Source organism: Polaromonas sp. UBA4122 (assembly GCA_002381615.1).
GTDB lineage: Bacteria > Pseudomonadota > Gammaproteobacteria > Burkholderiales > Burkholderiaceae_C > Polaromonas.
This window is the reverse complement of sequence record DFWY01000083.1, coordinates 1-4,238: the sequence shown is the minus strand read 5'-3', so window position 1 is coordinate 4,238 and position 4,238 is coordinate 1. Positions and strand designations below refer to the sequence as shown.

The following is a 4,238-nucleotide window of genomic DNA, read 5'->3' as shown; positions in this document are numbered from 1 at the left end:
AATTCGAAGAGAAACACAAGGACGTCAAAGTCGAGTTGTCGCAGTATTCGCAAATTGACGTGATTCCGAAGTCCGTGGCTGCGCTGGATTCCGGCAACCCTCCGGATGTGGCCTATGGGGACCCGTATGACTTCCAGGTCACGGGAAAATGGGCTTTTGACGGCAAGCTCGAAGACATCAGTGACGTGATCAATCCGATCAAGGATAGGTTTGCACCCAATACGCTTGAAACCACCTATCTTTACAACAATGTCACCAAGAAGAAAGGCTACTACGCTTTCCCGCTCAAGCAGCAGACCATGCACATCCAATACTGGTCTGACATGCTGGCGGAAGCGGGCTTCAAGGAAGCCGACATTCCGACGGACTGGAAAGGCTACTGGTCGTTCTGGTGCAGCAAGGTGCAGCCGGCTTACCGCAAGAAGACCGGCATGCGCACGTTCGGAATCGGCATGCCCATGGGCGTCTCATCTACCGACGCGTTCTACTCGTTTCTGACGTTTATGGATGCCTATAACGTCAAACTGGTCGACGACAACGGGAAATTGCTGGTCGACGATCCAAAGGTCCGCGCCGGTCTGATCAGCGCGATGACCGACTACATCAAGCCGTATCTCGATGGCTGCACTCCCCCGTCGTCAACCAGCTGGGCGGACCCGGACAACAACGTCGCATTCCACAACAAGACCATCATCATGACGCACAATGCCACGATTTCGATCGCGGCGAAATGGCTTGACGACATGAACAACGAAGCGCTCAAGCCGGAGGAGCGCGCCATCGCCAAGAAAAACTACACGGAGCTGATTCGCACGGCCGGCTTTCCAAACAAACCGGACGGCACCAAGATGCAGTACCGTGCAGCCGTGAAAACAGGCGTCATTTTCAAAGACTCCAAGAACAAGGCCCGTGCCAAGGAGTTTGTCAGCTTCCTGCTGCAGGAAGAAAATCTGACGCCTTACGTGGAAGGCTCCCTGGGCCGCTGGTTCCCGGTGACCAAGGTCGCCCAGCAAAGTCCGTTCTGGAAAGCCGATCGGCACCGCCTGTCGGTGTACAACCAGTTCATGGCAGGGACTGTGACGTTTGAGTTCACCAAGAACTACAAGTTCACCATTATCAATAACGAAAATGTGTGGGCCAAGGCGATGAACCGCATTGTCAGCGAGAAAATCCCGGTGGATAAAGCTGTCGATGAAATGATTGCGCGCATCAAAGCCATCGCCGGCTAGGCGATAACGTCCAACCTACGATAGAGTCGTGTCGGTCGCCCCAGTTTGGGGCGACTGCACACCTGAAAAAACCATGAGCACACTCACTCTCGATAAGAGCCGGGCGCCTGCCCCAACAGCCGCCCGGGGAATGTCTTCATGGGAGTTTTGGGGACTGGTGCTGGTCATTCCCTATCTCCTGATTTTTCTTGTCTTTGTGATTTATCCGGTGGGGTACGGCTTGTGGCTGGCGCGCCATCCGCAAAGTTACGTCAAGCTTTTTGAAGATCCCATTTTTTACCGGTCGGTTGTCAATACCCTGATATTTTTGATCGTCGGCATCAACATCAAGATGCTGATCGCGCTGGGTTTGTCCGGCTTTTTTGTGCAGACCCGAAGGTGGATCAAATGGCTCTCGGTGTTGTTTATCCTGCCTTGGGCGTTGCCCTCGATCCCCACCATCTTGTCGGTCCGTTTCATGCTCAATCCTGAATGGGGCGTGATCAATTCGCTGATCTTCCGCTTGACCGGTGCTGATGGCCCGAACTGGCTGAACGACCCGACACTCGCGCTGACATTTGCCATTCTGATGCATATCTGGAAGTCACTGCCTTTCTGGACCCTCATTTTGATTGCGGGACGATTGGCAATCCCGGCAGAACAGTATGAAGCTGCCTCGGTGGATGGCGCATCGAACTGGCAGAAGTTCAGGTTTATCACTTGGCCCTCCTTGAAGACGCTGTACCTGACCTCCACTATTTTGTCGATGATCTGGACCTTGGGGGATTTCAACAGCGTGTACCTGCTCACGGGCGGGGGCCCTGCCGATCTGACGCATGTGCTGGCCACCTTGGGCATCCGCTACTTGCGGTTGGACCAGGTGGACTTGTCGATGGCTTCCATCGTCGTTGCCATGCCGCTGGTGCTGCCGCTGATCTACTTCATGATGAAACGGTTGTCCAAATGAAACGCCTGACACTCAAGGCTGTGGCGACTGAGGCCAAGCTGCTGCTGATTGGCATTCCATTGTTTCTGTGGTCCATCATTCCGGTCTATCACATGATCCTGTTCGCCATATCACCCCGCGACACGGCGACGTCGGGACGACTTTGGCCCACGCATCCGACCTTGCACAACTTTGAGGTGGTGCTGACAGAGCAGCACTTCTATCTGAATCACTTCTGGCTGCAGTTCTGGAATTCATTGTTCATTGCTGTTACGGTGGGGATGATTACCCTGTTTGTGTCGACTGCTGCGGCCTTTGCCATCAGTCGCCTGAAAGTGCGTGGCGGGCGTCTGGTGATGAATCTGGCGCTATTCACCTACTTCATCCCGGCCGCCTTTTTGGCGGTTCCGATGTACAAAACCATGGGCAACTATGGCTTGCTCAACAGCCAGTGGTCCCTGATTCTGGCCATGGTGACGATTGCTTCGCCATACTGTATCTGGGTGCTCAAACAAGCCTCGGATAAATTGCCGTATGAACTGGACGAGGCGGCAAAAATGGACGGCGCTTCAGCGCTGCAACTGTTCCGGCTGGTGTACCTGCCACTGATGGTGCCTTCGCTGGTGGCGGTCGGCACTTATTCGCTGCTGCTGGCATGGAACGAATACCTTTTTGCGTTTTTGCTGTTATCCAATGATCGTACTATCACACTGGCGGTGGCCTTGGGCAGTTTTCTATCAGCCGACGATTCACCCTGGGAATTACTCATGGCCACGGGGCTGATTTACGCACTGCCGCCGGCGGCGATCTACTACACCTTCAAGCGTTACATGGTTTCCGGCCTGACGGCAGGCGCCGTGAAGAGCTGACCCACAAGAGACAGGCCCTATGGCAACCGTATCATTTCGTAATATTGAAAAAAGTTTCGGCAAGATCAAGATCATTCACGGAATCACTTTTGACATCGCTGATGGCGAGTTTGTGGTGCTGGTAGGCCCTTCGGGCTGTGGCAAATCTACCTTGCTGCGCATGCTTGCGGGGCTGGAGGAGATCAGCGACGGCGAAATCGCAATCGATAACCGCGTCATCAATGACCTTGACTCCAAAGACCGCGATATCGCGATGGTATTTCAAAGCTATGCGCTGTATCCGCACATGACCGTGCGGGACAACATGGCTTTCAGTCTCAAGCTGCGCAAAGCCGATGCCGAGCTCACCAACAGACGAGTGGGTGATGCCGCGCGCATCCTGAACCTTGATCCTCTTCTGGATCGTTTTCCCCGTGAGCTGTCAGGTGGGCAACGTCAACGGGTCGCAATGGGACGTGCGATCGTTCGCGACCCCAAGGTTTTTCTATTTGACGAGCCGCTCTCCAACCTTGACGCCAAGCTGCGCGTGGCGATGCGCGCCGAAATCAAGGCCCTGCACCAGCGGCTAAAAACAACCACGGTTTACGTCACACATGACCAGATCGAGGCCATGACGATGGCTGACCGCATTGTGGTGATGAATGACGGCATCATTGAGCAGATCGGCACTCCGCTGGAGCTGTTTGATCACCCGGGCAATTTGTTCGTGGCGCAATTTATCGGTTCACCCTCCATGAATGTTTTCAAGGGCATCTTGCGCCAACGCGATGGGCGTGCCTGGGTAGAAGCGCAGGGTTATCAGTGGCCGGCCGTTGCAACTGGCACGGGCCTGGATGGTCAGACCGTTCACTATGGCATCCGGCCAGGTGACATTGGCATCACTGCGGCGGGACAAGGGATTGCGGCCAGGGTGGTTGTGGTGGAACCCACCGGCGCGGAGACGGAGCTCGTGCTTCAGGTGGGCGAAACAACACTCACCGTGGTTTTGCATGGGAGAACAGAGGTCAGTGCCGATGACATCGTGGGGCTGCAAATTGATGCCGCCAAGGCGCACTTATTTAATGAAGGCAGCGGTAAGCGCGTTGATTGATGGAGTGCCCGTAAAGGATTGTTTTTTCTTTGCCATGGGCTTTTTTTGTCGTAGCGGTGTGAACTGCTGCGGCAAGAGCACCGCCCGAATGGCAGCAGGTGTCGCGTCAACAGCGGCCAGCTCAT

At 54.8% G+C, this 4,238-nt stretch carries 4 protein-coding genes; all 4 read left to right on the top strand.

What is annotated here, in order from left to right; translation table 11 throughout:
- Positions 1-1,229: ABC transporter substrate-binding protein (locus B3F77_RS11280; protein ID WP_293605052.1), on the top strand; the 1,229-nt coding region annotated here is incomplete at its 5' end.
- Between the two features lie 73 nt (positions 1,230-1,302).
- Positions 1,303-2,175, top strand: a complete 873-nt coding sequence (locus tag B3F77_RS11275) for a carbohydrate ABC transporter permease (protein WP_293605051.1) — start codon at positions 1,303-1,305, stop codon at positions 2,173-2,175.
- Positions 2,172-3,023, top strand: coding sequence for a carbohydrate ABC transporter permease (locus tag B3F77_RS11270; RefSeq protein ID WP_293605050.1), 852 nt, complete (start codon positions 2,172-2,174; stop codon positions 3,021-3,023). Before B3F77_RS11275 ends, B3F77_RS11270 begins: the two co-directional genes overlap by 4 nt.
- A 19-nt stretch (positions 3,024-3,042) precedes the next feature.
- Positions 3,043-4,113, top strand: a complete 1,071-nt coding sequence (locus tag B3F77_RS11265; protein WP_293605049.1) for an ABC transporter ATP-binding protein — start codon at positions 3,043-3,045, stop codon at positions 4,111-4,113.
- The last annotated feature ends 125 nt before the right edge of the window (positions 4,114-4,238 follow it).

Excerpts from the sequence above, each read along its gene's own strand:
- B3F77_RS11265 (WP_293605049.1), top strand. The coding sequence starts at position 3,043 with ATGGCAACCGTATCATTTCGTAATATTGAAAAAAGTTTCGGCAAGATC.
- B3F77_RS11270 (WP_293605050.1), top strand. The coding sequence starts at position 2,172 with ATGAAACGCCTGACACTCAAGGCTGTGGCGACTGAGGCCAAGCTGCTG.
- B3F77_RS11275 (WP_293605051.1), top strand. The coding sequence starts at position 1,303 with ATGAGCACACTCACTCTCGATAAGAGCCGGGCGCCTGCCCCAACAGCC.